Origin of the sequence: Saccharospirillum salsuginis (assembly GCF_014651855.1) — a bacterium.
GTDB classification, from domain to species: domain Bacteria; phylum Pseudomonadota; class Gammaproteobacteria; order Pseudomonadales; family Natronospirillaceae; genus Saccharospirillum; species Saccharospirillum salsuginis.
On record NZ_BMXR01000004.1, the window covers coordinates 187,693 to 204,724 of the forward strand.

A 17,032-nucleotide genomic window follows, 5' to 3' on the forward strand; every position below is an offset into this window, starting at 1 on the left:
CTTCGTGATTTCCCACCCTGGGCCATTTTTTTCACGCATCTCTTGATTTGATGGCGCCTGTCGCCATTATCACTGTAAATCCAAACAGTTACCGAGGTACCTATGGAGCATACTGACTCCCGTACAGGCGACCCGATCATACTGCCGCTGCTGCCGTTGCGGGATGTGGTTGTCTACCCTCACATGGTGATTCCGCTGTTCGTCGGCCGTGAGAAGTCCATCGCCGCTCTTCAGGCCGCCATGGACGATGGCAAAAAAATACTGCTGGTAGCCCAGCGCAATGCCTCCGACGACGATCCGGAACAGAACGATTTGTATCAGGTCGGCACCCTGGCCACCGTCCTGCAGCTGCTTCGGCTGCCGGATGGCACCGTCAAAGTGCTGGTCGAAGGGGTCGATCGCGTCCAGATCGACCAATTGGTCGAAGGCGATGACTATCTGAAGGGACATGCCACCCTCAAGTTCGGCGAACCGCTGTCCGAGCGTGAGAACGAGTCCCTGGTGCGGATCCTGATGTCCCAGTTCGACAAGTACGTTCAACTGAGCAAGAAAGTACCGTCCGAGGTCATTACCTCCCTGAACAGCATTGAAGAACCCGGTCGCCTGGCTGACACCATCGCGGCGCATCTGTCGTTGAAAATCGACGAGAAGCAACAGGTGTTGGAATTCGCCGGTGACCGTGAGCGCATCGAACATCTGCTGTCCATCCTCGAGACCGAGATCGATCTGTTGCAGGTCGAGAAGCGCATACGCGGTCGGGTCAAGAAGCAGATGGAGAAGTCCCAGCGCGAGTATTACCTGAATGAACAAATGAAGGCCATTCAGAAAGAACTCGGTGATATGGACGACGCCAACCCGAACGAAGCGGAAGAGTTGGCGCGCAAGATCGAAGAGTCCGGCATGCCCAAAGAGGCACGCGAGAAAGCGGAAGCCGAACTGAACAAATTGAAGATGATGTCGCCGATGTCGGCGGAGTCGTCCGTGGTGCGCAATTACCTGGACTGGATGGTCAATGTTCCCTGGACCAAGAAGTCCCGGGTTCGCCATGACCTGAGCCGGGCCAAGGAGGTTCTCGAAGAGGACCACTACGGTCTGGATGAGGTCAAGGAACGCATCCTGGAATACCTCGCGGTGCAGCAGCGCGTGAAAAAGATCAAGGGCCCGGTTCTGTGCCTGGTCGGCCCGCCCGGGGTGGGTAAAACCTCTTTGGGTAAATCCATCGCTCGCGCCACCAACCGGAAATTCATCCGTATGGCGCTGGGTGGTGTGCGTGACGAATCCGAGATTCGCGGTCACCGCAGGACTTACATCGGTTCCATGCCCGGCAAGGTCGTGCAGAAGCTGAGCAAAGTCGGGGTGCGCAACCCGCTGTTCCTGCTCGACGAAATCGACAAGATGGGCATGGATCATCGGGGCGATCCGGCATCGGCCCTGCTTGAGGTATTGGACCCGGAACAGAATCACACCTTCAACGATCACTACCTGGAGGTGGACTACGACCTGTCGGACGTCATGTTCGTCTGCACGGCCAACTCCATGAATATTCCGGGCCCGTTGATGGACCGGATGGAAGTCATCCGGCTTCCCGGTTACACCGAAGACGAGAAGGTCAATATCGCCGAACGCTATCTGTTGCCCAAGCAATTGAAAGCGAACGGTCTGAAAGAAAACGAATTGATCATGCCGACCGAGACCACCCGCGACCTGATACGCTACTACACGCGAGAAGCCGGGGTGCGGAATCTGGAACGGGAAATCGCCAAAGTCTGCCGTAAAGTGGTGATGTCCAACGTTCTCGAAAAGGAGGTCAAATCGGTCGAGATCTCGCCCGAGAAACTGGAAGATTACTCCGGCGTCCGCCGCTACAAGTTCGGTCTGGCCGACAAGGAAAACCAGATTGGCATGGTGACCGGTCTCGCCTGGACTTCCGTCGGCGGCGAATTGCTGAACCTGGAGGCCACTGCCGTGCCTGGCAAGGGTCGTACGGTTCAGACGGGCTCTCTGGGCGACGTCATGAAAGAATCGATCCAGGCAGCCATGACGGTGGTCCGCTCGCGGGCACAGAGCCTGGGTATCATGCCGACCTTCAGTGAGAACCGTGACATCCACATCCACGTTCCCGAAGGGGCGACGCCGAAAGACGGTCCGTCCGCCGGTATCGGCATGTGCACGGCCCTGGTCTCCGTCCTGACCCGTATACCGGTCCGGGCCGATGTCGCCATGACCGGCGAGATCACGCTGCGCGGACAGGTGTTGCAAATTGGCGGCCTTAAGGAAAAACTGCTGGCCGCACGGCGTGGTGGCATTAAAACCGTCATCATTCCGAAGGAAAACGTTCGTGATTTGAAGGAAATTCCGGATAACATCAAGAACGAACTGGATATTCGACCTGTTGAATGGATCGATGATGTGCTAGATGTAGCTCTCGAGCGTAAGCCGACGCCGCTGACCGACGAGGAAGTCGAGGCGGAAATGGCCAAGTCCCGGTCTGAGAGCCAGACGACATCTAGCCTCAGCACCCACTAGAACTGCTTGACAGTCGAAATTTGGGGCTGGTATAAAGTGGTTTCGACTTATCTCGAAAGCACAGGCTGAATTAATAACAAAACAGACGTGGACCTCATCGGTAGGCGGGGCCGACAGCCGGAAGAGCCCAAGGCTCCGCACCACGGATTTGAGAACTGCGTCTCACAACGAAGTTGAAAGGGGAATAGTGTGAACAAGTCTGAACTGATTGATGCTGTAGCCGCTGCGGCTGACATTCCTAAAGCGGCTGCCGGCCGTGCCCTGGACGCCATGATCGATTCGGTCACGGATACTCTGAAAAACGGTGATCAGGTGGTGCTGGTCGGTTTTGGTACCTTCGGTGTGAAAGAACGCGCCGCTCGCACCGGCCGTAACCCGCAGACCGGCCAGCCGATTGAAATCAAGGCCGCCAAAGTACCCAGCTTCAAGGCTGGCAAGGCTCTGAAAGACGCCGTAAACTGATTTGCCGGTTTAGGGGAGCTTCTAGGCGCTCCCCTGAACTTCGCAACGACCCGACAGCGTATCAAGGCGATGCGCTTTTTTTTTGTTTATGTGTCCGTAAATTAAACGGGGTGGGAAGCTGAATGCTGGAGATCGTCCGTAAACTCGCCAGAGGGACGGCGGGGAAAGTGATAGTGGGTGTGATTGTCGTTGCCTTTACCTTGGGTGGCGCCTTTTCCGTCGTCAATATCGTGAACAATTCCGATCCGGTCCAGGTGAACGGCGAGGGCATCAGCGATGTTGAAATCCAGCGTCTGGTCAGCATGCGTCAGCAGCAGTTGATGCAACAGCTGGGAGAAAACGCCACGCCCGAGCTGTTGAATTCCGCGTTTATTCGCCAATCCGTCATCAACTCCCTGATCAACCAGGAACTGCAATTGCAGGCCAGCAGCAATCTGGGCATGGCGGTGTCCCCCGAACAGGTCAGCCGCGAGATCACCTCCATTCCCGCCTTCCAGGTGGACGGCCAATTCGATGAAGAAACCTATCGTCGTGTACTGGCTCAAAATGGCTATACCCCGAATACATTCCGCGCCGAACGCGCATCGCAGCTGCGTCTGAACCAGATGCAGACCGGACTTGTGGCGAGCGCCTTCACTCTGGATCGTGAAGTCGACCGCGTCGCCGAGTTGGACAACCAACAGCGAGAAGTCTCCTACAAGTTGTTCCGCGCCGAAGATTTCGTCGAGGAAGTCGATATCACCGATGCCGATATTCAGTCCTATTACGACGCCAACAGTTCGGAATTCCTGAGCGACGAGCGCGTTCAGGTGCGCTTCGTCCGCCTGAGCGCGAGTGATCTGGTTCCGGACATGGTTGTTACCGAAGCCGACCTCGAAGCCGAATACGACAGCTATGTCGCCGAGCAGGAATCCGATGCCAATCGAGAGGTGTCCCATATTCTGTTCGCCGAGGGTGACGATACCCTGGCCGAAGCTCGTTCGGCGCTCGAACGCCTCGAGTCGGGCGAGTCCTTCGCGGATCTGGCGGCCGAATTGTCCGACGACCCCGCCAGCGCCGATGCCGGCGGTTCCCTGGGTGAGCTGGTCGAAGGCTTCTATGTCGAAGAGTTTTACCAGGCGGCGATGTCATTGACGGAAGTCGGTGAAGTCAGCGAACCGGTCGAAACCGAATTTGGTTACCACCTGATCCGGCTGGACTCCCTGAGTTCCGCCCAGATTACTCCGTTGGCCGACATGCGCGATGAGCTGGAGCAGCGGATCAAGCGTGAAAAAGCCGAAGAAGAGTTCGCCCTGGTCGAAAGCCAGTTGGCCGATGCGGCGTTCACATCCGAAAGCATCGAAGCCGTATCCGAAACCTTCGGAACAACGGTGAATATCACGGACTGGATAACCCGCAATGGCAACGAGGGCGTCACTTCCGATCCGGCCTTCCTCAGCACGGCGTTCTCGCCGGCGGTGATCGACGAAGGTCGCATCAGCGATGTGGTCCGCCTGGACAATGGCGACCTGGTGGTCATGCAGTTGGAGGATTACCAGCCGGAGCAGGTTCAGGCGCTGGCGGAAGTCCGTGACGAAATCGAGCAGGTATTGACCGCCGAGCAGTCCCGCGAACTGGCGACAGCCGCGGCCGAAGCCGAAATCGAACAGGTTCGCGCCGAGGGCGCTCTGCCCGGCGAGGGTTGGGTCGAGCCTGTGGTGATCGGTCGTAACAATTCGGAACTGCCGGCCGACCTGGTCAACTTCAGTTTCAGCATGCCCAAGCCGAATGGCGCCGCCTTGACGGTGGATCAAAGCCGGGTTAGTGAGGGCGTCTATACCGTGGCTGTTCTTGACGTATCGAGCGGTGAGCCGGAAGCTGAGGAAGTCGATAATCTGTCGGACTTCCTGGCGGAAAGACATGGTCAAACCGAGTACCAGAGTTTTTTCAATGCGCTGCGAGCCGGTGCCGATATCGAAATTCAGGGTCAGGGCCAGGCACCGTCACAAAACAGCCCGATGTGACGCCGGACTTCAAGCCGCCAGGGTGGCTTGATCGCGTCAAATCCATGAATGGATAGAGAAACCCGTTGCGTTGATGGCGGCACCTTCGAACTGCGGATTCCGCGGTATCGAACGGATGCCGCTTTTTTGTATCAGGACAGCACGATGAGCGATCAACAGCATAAACTGCAACAACTGCTCTCGGAGAACGCCATATCTGAAGAGGAACTGGCGTTCTGCCTGGGCATTGAACCCGACCAGGCCTTGTCCTTGTGCCAGGGGCGCAAGAAACTCACCGACAAGTTGGCCCGTCAGATCGAGCAAACCTTCAGCAAACCGGCTTACTGGCTGGATGGCGGCGACTCCGATTCCGGTCCAAACTACGATTTGTTTGGGTGAGGAGTGACGGAATGGAAATCAGCGGGGATCTGAAACTGGGTCTTCAGCGCATTCGCCTGGTGGTGTTCGATGTGGACGGCGTGCTCACCGACGGGCAGCTGTTTTATTCCGATGAGGGCGAGACCCTGAAAGCCTTCCACGTTCGCGATGGCGTGGCTTTGAAGCTGCTGCCCGATATGGGGGTCGATGTGGCCATCGTATCGGCCAAAGACAGCTCCATGCTGGCTTGCCGAATGGCCGAGCTCGGTGTGCATCACTATTACCCGGGCACCAAAGACAAGCGTAAAAGTGTGGAAGCGCTGGCTCGGAATCTCAGTTTAGCACCGGAAGAAGTCGCCTTTGTCGGCGATGACATGGTCGATCTGCATGCCATGGCCTGGTGTGGTGTCGGCCTGGCTCCCCTGGATGCCTATGAGTATGTCCGCGACCGGGCGGACGTGGTGGTACCGGTGAACGGCGGCCATGGTGTCGCACGTTATGTAGCCGACCTGATCCTTCAAGCCCAGGGCAAGTTCGAACAAGCCTACAAGACCGCCTCACTCCCGCATTTCGAGCGAGATCGGTAGGGCGGGCCGGTCCGCAACCTTGTCTGGCTATAGACGTCGGTCGGATGGGCGCGATAGCGCCTGATCCGACACTTTTGACGCTATGGGCGATGGTCAGCCCGTGGTCAATTCCGGCAAGCTCTTAACCAGTTCGTCCATCGCCTTCATCTGTTCCAGAAACGGTTTCAACTGAGTCAGGGGCAGGGCGCTGGGGCCGTCGCATTTGGCGTTGTCCGGGTCCGGATGGGTTTCCAGGAACAGGCCGGCGATCTTCTGGGACAAGCCGGCCCGGGCCAGATCGGTGACCTGGGCGCGGCGACCGTCGGCGGAGTCCAGGCGTCCACCCGGTTTTTGCAGGGCGTGGGTGACATCGAAGATCACCGGGTAGCCGGTCTGTTTCATGATGCCGAAACCGAGCATGTCCACCACCAGGTTGTTGTAACCGAAACTGGTACCCCGTTCACACAGGATTAAACGATCGTTGCCAGCTTCTTCGCATTTTCTCAAAATATGCGCCATCTCGTGCGGGGCGAGGAACTGGGCCTTTTTGATGTTGATCACGGCGCCGGTTTTGGCCATGGCGATGACCAGGTCGGTTTGACGCGACAGGAAGGCGGGCAGTTGGATGACGTCCGCCACTTCGGCGGCGGGCTGGCACTGGTAGGGCTCGTGCACATCGGTGATCACGGGCACATTGAAAGTCTGCTTGATCTCCTGCAGTATCTTCAGCCCTTCGTCCAGGCCCGGGCCGCGAAAGCTGCTGATGGAGCTGCGGTTGGCCTTGTCGAAACTGGCCTTGAAGACGTAGGGGATCTTCAGAGCTTCGGTGACTTTAACGAACTGCTCCGCTACGGAGAGGGCGAGGTCCCGGTCTTCGAGGACGTTCAGCCCGCCGAACAGGGTAAAAGGCTGGTCGTTGCCGACGCTTAATTGCTGTATTGATACCTGACGCTGTTGCATAACTCTTTCCAATGATGATCCGGCTGCGATTGTAGCCGCTGACCGAGAGAAGCTGAACCACCGAATGCTATCCGACGAGCTTAAGGAAACCATCCAGACGGCCTACAGCCGCTATCTGGACGCCCGCGAATTGAAACCCCGGGGTGGCCAGAAGCACATGCTGGCCCAGATCGCCCGTACGCTGTCCAAGGTCGAGCTCTCGGCGGATGGCCTGCGCCAGGGCGATGCGCCCATCGCCGTGGTCGAAGCCGGCACCGGTACCGGAAAAACCATCGGTTATGCCCTGAGTGCGATTCCGCTGGCTCAGCACTACGACAAAAAGCTGGTCATCGCCACGGCTACGGTCGCGCTGCAGGAGCAGGTGGTTCAGAAGGATATTCCGGAAATCCAGAAGCACAGCGGCCTGGAATTCAAGGCGGTACTGGCCAAGGGCCGGGGCCGGTATCTTTGCCTGCAGCGCCTTGAGCAGACCATTCAGATGCAGGAAGGGGCGGTCACGGCCTTGTCCCTGTTCGAAGAGACCATGGCTTCCGACGAGGCCGCCCTGACGCTCTATAACGACATGCTGGATCAATTCGGGCGGGGCGAATGGACCGGTGATCGCGATCAGTGGCCGGACCGACTGGAAGAAGACCAGTGGCGCCCGGTCACCTCGACCCACCGCGAATGCCTGAATCGTCGCTGCCCGCATTTTCAGAACTGCCCGTTCTACGAAGCCCGCAAGGACCTCGAAGAGGCCGATGTCATCATCGCCAACCACGATTTAGTGATGGCCGATCTGGCGCTGGGCGGCGGTGCCATTCTGCCACCCCCGGCCCAGGCCATTTACGTCTTCGACGAGGGCCACCACCTGCCGGACAAGGGTTTGTCCCATTTCGCCAGTCAATTGCCGTTCAAGAGTACGCTCAATCAGCTCGAAGGCTGGCGCAAGCAAATGCCCAAGCTGCGCCTCGAGCTGGGGTATGGCGATGCCGAAGAACACCAATTGGATCTGCTGGAACGGTCGATCGGTGACGCCCATGCCTCACTGACCGATGCCTGGGGTGCGCTGCAACCGGTACGGATGCGCCTGGACGGGCACATGGCGACGGTCGCGGTGCAGGAGGAGCATTGGCTGCTGCAGACCAAGGAGATACTGGCGCCGCTCGAATCCCCGCTGAAGCAGTTATGCATTGCGCTGCTGCAACTGGATGAGCAGGTGCGCAAACGACTGTCCGCCAGCCAGGAACTGGACGAAAAATCGCGACTGGAACAAAGTCTGCCGCTGATCGGCCGCTGGCTGAGTCGCGCCGAGCCGGCCCGTGATCTGGTGCAATCCTGGTTGTCGGTGGATCCGCCCGAAGCGCCGCCGACGGCTCGCTGGTTCGAAAACATCGACCAGCCGGAATACCAGGATCTGGTACTCAACGCCAGCCCGGTCTCCGCCCAGTCGATCCTGCGCCAGCACATCTGGAACCGGTGTTTTGCCAGTATCCTGACGTCGGCGACCCTGACCATCGCCGGTGAATTCAAGCGCTTCGCCATTCAGGCGGGTCTGCCGGATTCAGCCGACTTCCTTCGGGTCGAGAGCCCCTTCGACTACCAGAATAACGTGACCGCCTGCATTCCGGCGCTGGCGTGCGATGGCGGGCTGAGAGACGCCCATACCGCCGCCATGATCGAAGCCGTGCAATCCTATTTACCGGCGGAGACGGGCAATCTGGTGCTGTTTTCCTCCCGCCAGCAGATGAACGAGGTGTATCGCGGGCTGAGTGAGGAATGGCGCGAACGGGTCACGCATCAGGATGCTCTGCCGAAGAACGCCCTGATACGGCACCATCGGGAGCGATTGGAAGAGGGCATCGGTTCGACGTTGTTCGGCTTGGCGAGTCTGGCGGAGGGTGTCGACCTGCCCGGTAATTACCTGACCCATCTGATGATCGCCAAGTTACCGTTCGCGACGCCGGACGATCCTATCCTGTCCACCCTGTCGCTGTGGCTTGAGAAACGCGGTTCGAACCCGTTTCAGCACGTCAGTCTGCCAACGGCCATCATTCGTCTGGTCCAGGCTTGCGGCCGTCTGATTCGGAATGAGTCGGACACCGGCACGATCTGGTTTATGGACCGGCGGCTGGTCGAGAAGCGTTACGGGAATCTGGTGCGTCAATCCCTGCCGGCCTACCGCTGGCGGATCGACTGATTCCCGGGTTTCGGGATCAGTCGCGGTCGAGCACCCGGCTGCTCAACACGCCCTCGGGCAACTGCATGGTGATGCAGTGCAGGCTGCCGAACTGTTCGATCAGTGCCCGGCAGTCGATGGCGACCACGCGGTGGTCCGGAAAGGCGGTGGCCAGTGCTTCATAAGCCGGGCCATCCTGGGGGACGCCATAGGTTGACATCAGCACCAATTGGTTGGTAACCAGGAAGTTGGCGTAGGTGGCCGGCAAGCGTTGTTTTGACGCGCTGAACTGTGCCTCCGGCCAGGGCAGGGCGATCAGGCGGAAGGTGTCGCCATCGGCGGTGCGAAAGGTTTTCAACTGATCGGCCATGCGACCGAGCGCCGCGTGATGCTCGTCCCGCGGGTCGTCGCAGCCCTGGTACACCAGGGTATTGTCCGGCGCAAACCGCGCCAGCGTGTCGATGTGCGCATCGGTGTCGTCGCCCGCCAGTGCCCCATCGTCCAGCCACAGGATTGTTCGGGCGCCGAACCAGTCTTTAAGCCGGGCTTCCAGCGTGGCGGTATCCTGGGTGTTGTTTCGATTGGGGTTGAGCAGGCAGGCGCGGGTGGTCATCAGAGTGCCCCGGCCATCGGATTCGATGCTGCCGCCTTCCAGTACCCAGTCGACCGTCTCGAGCGGTGCCCGGAAAAGACCCAGGTCGGCCATGGTCTGGTTCAAGGCGTTGTCCCGACGGGCATCGAACTTGTTCCCCCAGCCGTTGAAGGTGAAATCCAGCAGCTTGGGTGTTCCGTCTTCCAGCACGGTGATCGGGCCGTGGTCGCGGGCCCAGGTATCGTCGCTGTCGACCCGGACCAGATGGCACCGGGCCTGGTTGATGCTTTCCCGCTCGAACTGGACCACCAGCCGTTCCGTGTCCACCGATTCATGCACCTGGATGACCACATCCTGGGTGTGGCTGAGCGCCCCCACGATGTCCAGATAGACAGCTTCGACGGCTTCCATCTGGTCGACCCAGTCGGACTCCGCGTGGGGCCAGGTCAGCAAAATGGCATCCTGTTTGTGCCATTCAGCGGGCAGGTGACGGACGGGCATACGAGCTCCTTGAAGGCCGGCTTACGAAAAAAGGGCGCGTATTATACATGAGCGGGAGGATGGGCGCTTTATTTATCGCGGTTTCTCGCTTGCACTTTAAACATATGACGCGTCAGGGTTTGGCGTTGTGATTCGGTCAAACCGATGAACTCCAGATGCAGCCGGGTTTGGTCGCCTTCCCGGGCGGCATCGGCGACCCGGGCCTGGCAGAACAGCGACAGATAGCTGGGTGTGAAGATGATCGCCAGCGCCAATTCCTGGTCCACATTGAAATCGCCCGGCAGCAGGGCGGAACAGCCGCCTTCGCTGATGTCGATGTTCTGGGCGTTCAGGTTGCTCTCCTGGACGTCGCGGATGTGCAGGGTGCGCGACATCAGGTCGAGCTTATCGTTGAACAGCTTCATCAACTTGCGGACCGAGGCGTCCTTCACCCGATCCAGAAATTCGAGAAACTGAGCGTCCACCTGTTCGAATTCCTTCACGATCGCGATCTGGTGCAGGTCGGGGAAGTAATCCGGTACCGACGGCTTATCCGGCTCGAACGGAGCGGTGCTGAGGTAGGCGGTATCGGTGACGCGGAAAAATTCCCGGCGATCGGTATCCATGGGTACTCCTCTTCCGGCCGTCGCGCGGCCTCACAGTGTTTGTAACGATCCCGAAAGTGTAGCCAATTTCAGCTTGGCACGCTGTGGGCCGAATGGTTTAATGCGCGCCATGCTGAATAATATTCCTGTGTTGATCGGGCTGCGCTACCTCCGCGCCCGGCGACGTAATCACTTTATTTCCTTTATTTCCGGTGTCTCCATGGTCGGACTGACGTTGGGCGTGATGGTCCTGATCATCGTGCTGTCGGTCATGAATGGGTTCGACCGGGAACTGCGCAACCGTATTCTGGGCATGGTGCCGCACGTGACCTTGTCCGAGCGTGGTGGCATGAGCGATTGGCAAAACGTGGCCGAGGCCACTATGCAGCACCCTCAGGTCACGGGTGCCAGCCCTTATACCGAAAGCCAGGGCATGCTGGTGGGTCCGCGAGAAACCCGGGGCGCTCTGGTTCAGGGCATTCATCCCGAAACGCTCGACCAGGTGTCCATCCTCCCGAATCACATCGAATCCGGCTCCCTGGGTGATTTGGTCGAGGGTGATTTCGGCATCCTGTTGGGCGACATTCTGGCCCGTCGGCTTGGGGTCTCCGTGGGCGACAAGGTGACCATGATGGTGCCCGAGGTTACCGTCAGTCTGGCCGGGGTGTCCCCTCGATTCAAACGATTCACCGTCGTCGGCACCTTTGCCGTAGGCGCCGAACTGGATGCCAACCTGGCGGTGACTCATATGAACGATCTGGGCCGGTTGTTGCGCTACGGCAGTGCCGTCGACGGCGTCCACCTGAAAGTGGACGACATCTTCCAGGCCCGGCGCATCGGTATCGAAGCCGGTCGGGAGCTCCAGGGGCGGTACCTGGTATCCGATTGGACCCGCACGCAAGGAAATCTGTTTCAGGCCATCCAGATGGAAAAACGCATGGTCGGCCTGCTGTTGTTCATGATCGTGGCCGTGGCGGTGTTCAACATCGTCTCCAGCCTGGTGATGATGGTGACAGACAAGCAGGGTGAGATTGCCATTTTGCGTACGCTCGGGGCGCGCAGTTCACAGATCATGGGCATTTTCATTGTACAGGGCACGGCCATCGGGTTGATCGGCATTACCCTGGGGGTTGTCTTGGGCGTTGTGGGTGCCTGGTCCGTGGCGGACATCATCAACTGGATCGAAAACGTCTTTAACATCCAATTTCTGAGCGCCGAGGTGTATTTCATCAGTTATATCCCATCGGAATTGAAATGGTCCGACGTGCGCGTTATCGCCATCGCTTCTTTCGTGATCAGTGTTTTGGCGACCTTGTATCCGGCTTGGCGGGCATCGCGCATTTCACCGGCGGAGGCGCTGCGTTATGAGTCGTGAAGTATTGCAATGCCACAATGTCAGCCGGCATTTCAAATTGGGGCCGCAGACGGTCGAGGTGTTGAGCCACATCGATTTCAGTGTGGAGCCGGGTGAACTGGTCAGCATTGTCGGCAGCAGCGGTTCGGGCAAAACCACGTTGTTGAACTTGTTGGCCGGGCTGGATACGCCGTCCGAGGGCGATGTCTATATGGCCGGTCAGGCGCTGTCGAAACTGGGTGACCGTGAACGCGCCCGGCTACGCAATCAGTACATGGGGTTCGTGTTTCAGTTCCACCATTTGCTGCCCGAGTTCAGTGCTTTGGAAAACATTGTGATGCCAATGGTGATCGGTGGCCATTACCGGTCCGATTCGCATCAAAAAGCGCACGATCTGCTGGAGCGGGTCGGTATGAAGGATCGCGCTCTGCACCGTCCCGCGGAGCTGTCCGGGGGGGAGCGTCAGCGCGTGGCCATCGCGCGTGCCCTGATCAATGAGCCGAAGGTGGTGCTGATGGATGAGCCCACCGGGAATCTCGACGACAGCACCTCGGAGCAGGTCCATGATTTGATTATGGAATTGAACCGGGATTCCAACGCCAGTTTTGTGGTGGTGACGCACAACCAGGAATGGGCGCAGCAGATGCCGAGACAGTTGCGTTTGAAGAAAGGTCGTATTTCGACGATCCAGTCGGCGTCGGATCAAGACCCGAAGGCGTAATCAGCGGCTTTCGTGCGCCGCTTGCCGTCTCTGTCGCCGCTTCTGATCCCGCCGGCGGCGATTGAGGCGGTATTTCCAGTGATAGAGCCCGCTCATCAGCCCGTATCCCATGGGCGCCAGAACCCCTCCGACAATGATACCTCCCAGCATCATGGGCCAATAGAGGTCCATCATCAGGGCGGCGATCAGTCCTTTTTGCTGCAGAGTTTCGAAGGCAATCACAGAATTCCCGATCAACCGGGATCCTAGCCAGTAGGTGCCGTAGAATAGGAACGGCATGGTGAAGGGGTTGGTCAACCACACCAGGGCCACCGAGAAAGGCAGGTTGGCGGTCAGTCGAATGGCCAGCAGGCCGGCGATGACCATTTGGCCCGGAATCGGGATCATGGCGATGAACAGGCCGATGGCGAAGGCGCGGGCGACACTGTGTCGATTGAGGTGCCAGATGCCGGGCTCGTGCAGCCAGTGACCGAACCGCTGCAGGCTCGGAATGCGGCGTACGCGTTCCGGGTCGGGCATCCATTTTTGCAGCGTTTTACGGGGCATAGAGTCGCGGGGTGATTGGCCAAAGGGTGCGCATTATGCCGGGTCCGGCCCACTGAATAAAGGTACACCCTTTGTGGAATTGTTACGTAGAGTAGGGTGGATGGCTACGTGCCAAAACCCGTGGCCGTCGTTGCGCGCGCTCTTCCAGGGACCGCTGTGAACCCGTCCATGGGCGCTTAGCTTCGGCATCCTTGCCTCAGATGTCCCTTCCAGAGCACCCCCAACGGCGGCCACTGGCCCCTGAATAACCACACATTACTGATCGCAATTTTTACATAGGGAGCCTACTCCAACATGGTCAATGGAATGACCGCAGCCGCTTGGTTGTCGATCACGCTACCGATTGTCTGGTTTTACTGGGGGCCGCCTTGGGCGGCGGGTTGGGCGTTGGTCACGGTTGCATTGATGGGGTGGCGGCGGCCTGGGGTTTGGGTGTTGGGTGGCGCCCTGGTGTTAGTTTTGTTGGTCCGGCTGGAGTGGGAGTTGGAGCGGGTGTTGCCCCGGGTGGAGCAGCATAAGGCTCATGTGTTGACCGTGTGTCTGGATCAGCCGGCTCGGGACTATGGCGATTATCAGGCGGCGGTGGTTCGGGTGGTTGATCAGCCGGAGGCGTTGACGTTGCGACGGGTTCGGGTGACGGCGGAGCCGGAGGTGGCTTTGGTGCCAGGCGAGTGTCTGGTGGCGAAGGTTCGCTTGCGGCAGCCGTTGGGACGTTTGGTGCCGGGGAATTTCAATCCGACCCGGTATTATTTTTCGGAACGTATCGATGCGTTGGCGACCTTGGTCGAGGTTGAGCGTCGATTTACCCGGCCGTCGGTGCCGACGCGGTTGTATCGGCGTGCCGAACCGGTGTTTGCGGGGTCGCAGGCTTTGGGTGTCTGGGCGGCTCTGGCCCTGGGTTGGTCGGGAGCGCTTGACGATTCGCTGTCGGATGTCTTCGAGCAGAATCAGATCAAGCACCTGGTTGTGGTCAGCGGCATGCACGTGGGGATGGTGGCGGCCTGGGCGTTGTTTGCCTGCGGCCTGTTGATGCGTGTACCGGGTGCGGATCGATTGGGCGTCGGGCTGATGCGACTGGTGTCGGTGGCGGCGGCGAGTGGGGCGTTCGTGGCGTTGACCGGATTCGGGTTTCCGGGGGTTCGGGCCTGGGTGATGCTGGTGATTCCCCTGACCGCGCTGGCGTTGGGGTTTCGTTTGAGCAGCACCCAGGTTCTGGCCAGTGCGGCGGTGGCGATTGCGGTACTGCAGCCACAGGCCTGGCTCGACAGCGGTGCCTGGTTGAGTTTCGGCTTGGTGGCGGTTCTGGTTCGGTTGGCCGAGCGTTGGCGCAGCCTGGAGCTGCCGACCTGGCAATTGGCTATCCGGCTTCAGTTGGCGTTGTCGGTATTGATGGTGCCGGTGGGCAGTGTGATGGGGTTTGACTGGCATCCGCTGTCGATTCCGATCAATCTGGTGATGATTCCGCTGGTTACGCTGGTGGTGTTGCCCTGGAGTCTGGTCATTCTGGCCATGCCGACTCTGGCCTGGGTCCCGGGTTACGAGAGCCTGGTTTCGATCGGAATAGAGGTGCTGGACGTTCTGGCCGACTGGCACGCCTCTTCTCCGGCCTGGACCGGGTTGGAGGTAGGCCTGGTGGGAGTAGGGCTGTGGTTTTTGCTCAGTCAGATGGTGGCCGGTCGCCAACGTTGGTTGCTGGTGCCGATGTTGGCGATCGTGGGGTTGGGTCCTCGCACGTCCAGCGCGCCCGAAGCGTTCCGAATGACGATGCTGGATGTCGGGCACGGCGAGGCGATTCTGCTGGAGTGGCCCGACGCCACCTGGCTGTACGACACCGCCGGGCAGTGGAGCGATGGCCGTTCGATCGCGGCCCAGCGCCTGGCCGGCTGGTTCAAACGTCGGGACATCGAACTGGACGGTATCCTGGTCAGCCACGCCGATCTGGATCATGTCGGCGGAGCCGCCTGGGCGGTTCACCAGTGGCCCGCCGCCCGGCGATTGGCCGGGGAGCCGGATGCGGTAGCGAGCATTGCTCGGGCTCGCGGGTGGCAGGATTGTCATGCGCTGGCTGAGGATGCGTCCTTGACCTTCCGGGTATTGCCGATTCCCAAGTCCTTTCGGGTCGATTCCAACGCACATTCCTGCGTCATCGCCATCGACACGCCCTCGGGGCGGGTGCTGATCACCGGTGATGCCGATCGACTGGTCGAGTACTGGCTACTACAGGCGTTTCCAGAGGTCTTTCCGGTGGCGATTCAAGTCATTGGCCATCATGGCAGTCATACCAGCAGTGCCAGTGCGTTTCTCGATGCCAGTCCGGACGCGCTCTTGCTGGTCAGTTCCGGCGACCGGGCATCGCCCCGCTGGCCGAGTCGACCCTTGTTGACCTATCTCGGGGACCGGGGCCGGCCGCTGACCAGTACGGCCCGGCGGGGAACGGTGACGGTGGTCCAGCGGGACGGCGGTTGGCGCGCGCTGGACCGGGCATCGGCCTTCCGCGAGAGGCTGCTGGAGTGACCAGGCCGGGCCCGGTTCCCAAACCGAGAAATACGTCAGAATCTGCGTGAATTCAACGAGTTAAGTTTGTCTATGAGTGTGTTAAATTACGCTCGTCTTAGTGGAGGTAACTTTCGTGTTTGAGATTATCAAAGCGGGCGGTTGGTTGATGGTGCCAATCGTGCTGTGCTCCGTCATTGCCATCGCCATCATCGTGGAACGGTATTGGGCGCTGCGCTTGGCCAAGGTCAAACCCAAGGACCAACTGCCAAAAGTGTGGATGTGGATCAAGAATCAGGAGCTGGATTCGTCCAAGCTGAAGGAACTGAAGGGCGGCAGCCTGTTCGGATATATCCTGTCCTCCGGTCTGACGGCATCCAAGCACGGCCGCGAGGCCATGAAGGACGCCATCCAGGAGGCCGGCACCCACGTCGCACACGAGATGGAAAAATTCCTCAGCACCCTGGGCACCATTGCTGCGGTTTCCCCCTTGCTAGGCCTGCTGGGTACGGTGCTGGGTATGATCGAGGTGTTTACCGCCATCATGGTTCAAGGAACCGGCAACACCGGCGTACTGGCCGGCGGTATTTCCCAGGCGTTGATCACCACGGCCGCGGGCCTGAGCGTCGCCATCCCGGCCCTGATCTTTCACCGGGCTCTGAGCCGTCGCGTCGATGAGCTGCTGGTCTCGATGGAGCAGGACAGCGCCAAACTGGTGGACGCCATCCATTCCGACGCCAGCGGCAACTGACAGGAGCGAAGCATGCGATTCAGACGCAGCACCCGTCAGGAAGAGGTTCAGGTCAACCTGACGCCTTTGATTGACGTCGTTTTCCTGTTGCTGATCTTCTTCATGGTGTCGACCACCTTTACCCGCGAAACCAAGCTGGAGATCGACCTGCCGGAGAGTTCCAGTGAGGCGGTTCTGGGCGACGAGCGTCCGCTCGAGATCCTGGTCGATGCCAACGGGAATTACGCGGTCAACAATACGCCCCTGCTGCGCAACGACAGCGACTCCCTGAAGCAGGCCCTGGCCGAGGTGGCCGGCCAGAACCGGGACCAGACCGTCATCATCACCGGGGACGCCCAGGCGCCGCACCAGGCGATGATTTTCGCACTCGATGCCGTCGGCCAGATGGGGTTCACCAAGGTTAGCTACGCCACCCGGATGCCGGAGGAATGATGAACCCTTGCCGGGCGACCCAGGGG

General features: G+C 59.5%; 15 protein-coding genes. 11 read left to right on the top strand and 4 right to left on the bottom strand.

The genetic code is table 11. From position 1 onward, the window contains the following. Positions 1-102 precede the first annotated feature (102 nt). The 5 genes from lon to IE111_RS09295 all read left to right on the top strand — a co-directional run bounded on the left by lon (position 103) and on the right by IE111_RS09295 (position 5,935). Complete coding sequence (gene lon, locus IE111_RS09275) at positions 103-2,526, top strand: endopeptidase La (protein WP_189608277.1); 2,424 nt, start codon at positions 103-105, stop codon at positions 2,524-2,526. Positions 2,527-2,715: 189 nt separating this feature from the next. Next, complete coding sequence (gene hupB / locus IE111_RS09280) at positions 2,716-2,988, top strand: nucleoid-associated protein HU-beta (RefSeq protein ID WP_189608278.1); 273 nt, start codon at positions 2,716-2,718, stop codon at positions 2,986-2,988. 122 nt (positions 2,989-3,110) lie between these two features. Next, the gene (locus IE111_RS09285; RefSeq protein WP_189608279.1) at positions 3,111-4,991 is read left to right on the top strand and encodes a SurA N-terminal domain-containing protein; all 1,881 of its coding nucleotides are present in this window, start codon (positions 3,111-3,113) and stop codon (positions 4,989-4,991) included. 144 nt (positions 4,992-5,135) lie between these two features. After that, complete coding sequence (locus tag IE111_RS09290; RefSeq protein ID WP_189608280.1) at positions 5,136-5,369, top strand: hypothetical protein; 234 nt, start codon at positions 5,136-5,138, stop codon at positions 5,367-5,369. A gap of 11 nt (positions 5,370-5,380) precedes the next feature. Beyond that, positions 5,381-5,935 carry a KdsC family phosphatase gene (locus IE111_RS09295; protein WP_189608281.1) on the top strand — a complete coding sequence of 185 codons (555 nt, stop codon included), beginning with the start codon at positions 5,381-5,383 and terminating at the stop codon, positions 5,933-5,935. Positions 5,936-6,028: 93 nt separating this feature from the next. Here IE111_RS09295 and kdsA read toward each other — a convergent pair whose 3' ends face one another. Next, on the bottom strand, positions 6,029-6,874 hold the full coding sequence (kdsA, locus tag IE111_RS09300; protein WP_189608282.1) for a 3-deoxy-8-phosphooctulonate synthase: 846 nt from the start codon (positions 6,872-6,874) through the stop codon (positions 6,029-6,031). A gap of 64 nt (positions 6,875-6,938) precedes the next feature. Between kdsA and dinG the strand changes: the two genes are divergently transcribed. Continuing rightward, on the top strand, positions 6,939-9,053 hold the full coding sequence (gene dinG, locus IE111_RS09305; protein ID WP_189608283.1) for an ATP-dependent DNA helicase DinG: 2,115 nt from the start codon (positions 6,939-6,941) through the stop codon (positions 9,051-9,053). A gap of 16 nt (positions 9,054-9,069) precedes the next feature. On the opposite strand, the gene IE111_RS09310 is transcribed toward dinG, so the two are convergent. After that, complete coding sequence (locus IE111_RS09310; protein ID WP_189608284.1) at positions 9,070-10,125, bottom strand: agmatine deiminase family protein; 1,056 nt, start codon at positions 10,123-10,125, stop codon at positions 9,070-9,072. 68 nt (positions 10,126-10,193) lie between these two features. Then, positions 10,194-10,730, bottom strand: coding sequence for a PilZ domain-containing protein (locus tag IE111_RS09315; protein ID WP_189608285.1), 537 nt, complete (start codon positions 10,728-10,730; stop codon positions 10,194-10,196). Positions 10,731-10,839: 109 nt separating this feature from the next. Here IE111_RS09315 and IE111_RS09320 point away from each other — a divergent pair, with 109 nt between their 5' ends. Both IE111_RS09320 and lolD read left to right on the top strand, forming a co-directional pair. Further along, on the top strand, positions 10,840-12,084 hold the full coding sequence (locus tag IE111_RS09320) for a lipoprotein-releasing ABC transporter permease subunit (RefSeq protein WP_189608286.1): 1,245 nt from the start codon (positions 10,840-10,842) through the stop codon (positions 12,082-12,084). Then, positions 12,074-12,784 (top strand): lipoprotein-releasing ABC transporter ATP-binding protein LolD, encoded by a 711-nt coding sequence (gene lolD, locus IE111_RS09325; RefSeq protein ID WP_189608287.1) that lies wholly within the window; start codon positions 12,074-12,076, stop codon positions 12,782-12,784. The genes IE111_RS09320 and lolD overlap by 11 nt, the downstream gene beginning before the upstream one ends. Here lolD and IE111_RS09330 read toward each other — a convergent pair whose 3' ends face one another. Continuing rightward, a complete protein-coding gene (locus tag IE111_RS09330; RefSeq protein WP_189608288.1) occupies positions 12,785-13,330 on the bottom strand; it encodes a DUF2062 domain-containing protein in 546 nt (181 codons plus the stop codon). It lies immediately after the preceding gene. Positions 13,331-13,636: 306 nt separating this feature from the next. Here IE111_RS09330 and IE111_RS09335 point away from each other — a divergent pair, with 306 nt between their 5' ends. The 3 genes from IE111_RS09335 to IE111_RS09345 all read left to right on the top strand — a co-directional run bounded on the left by IE111_RS09335 (position 13,637) and on the right by IE111_RS09345 (position 17,006). Continuing rightward, the gene (locus IE111_RS09335; RefSeq protein ID WP_189608289.1) at positions 13,637-15,844 is read left to right on the top strand and encodes a DNA internalization-related competence protein ComEC/Rec2; all 2,208 of its coding nucleotides are present in this window, start codon (positions 13,637-13,639) and stop codon (positions 15,842-15,844) included. A gap of 115 nt (positions 15,845-15,959) precedes the next feature. Then, positions 15,960-16,574 carry a MotA/TolQ/ExbB proton channel family protein gene (locus IE111_RS09340; RefSeq protein WP_189608290.1) on the top strand — a complete coding sequence of 205 codons (615 nt, stop codon included), beginning with the start codon at positions 15,960-15,962 and terminating at the stop codon, positions 16,572-16,574. Between the two features lie 12 nt (positions 16,575-16,586). After that, complete coding sequence (locus IE111_RS09345; RefSeq protein ID WP_189608291.1) at positions 16,587-17,006, top strand: ExbD/TolR family protein; 420 nt, start codon at positions 16,587-16,589, stop codon at positions 17,004-17,006. Positions 17,007-17,032 lie beyond the last annotated feature (26 nt).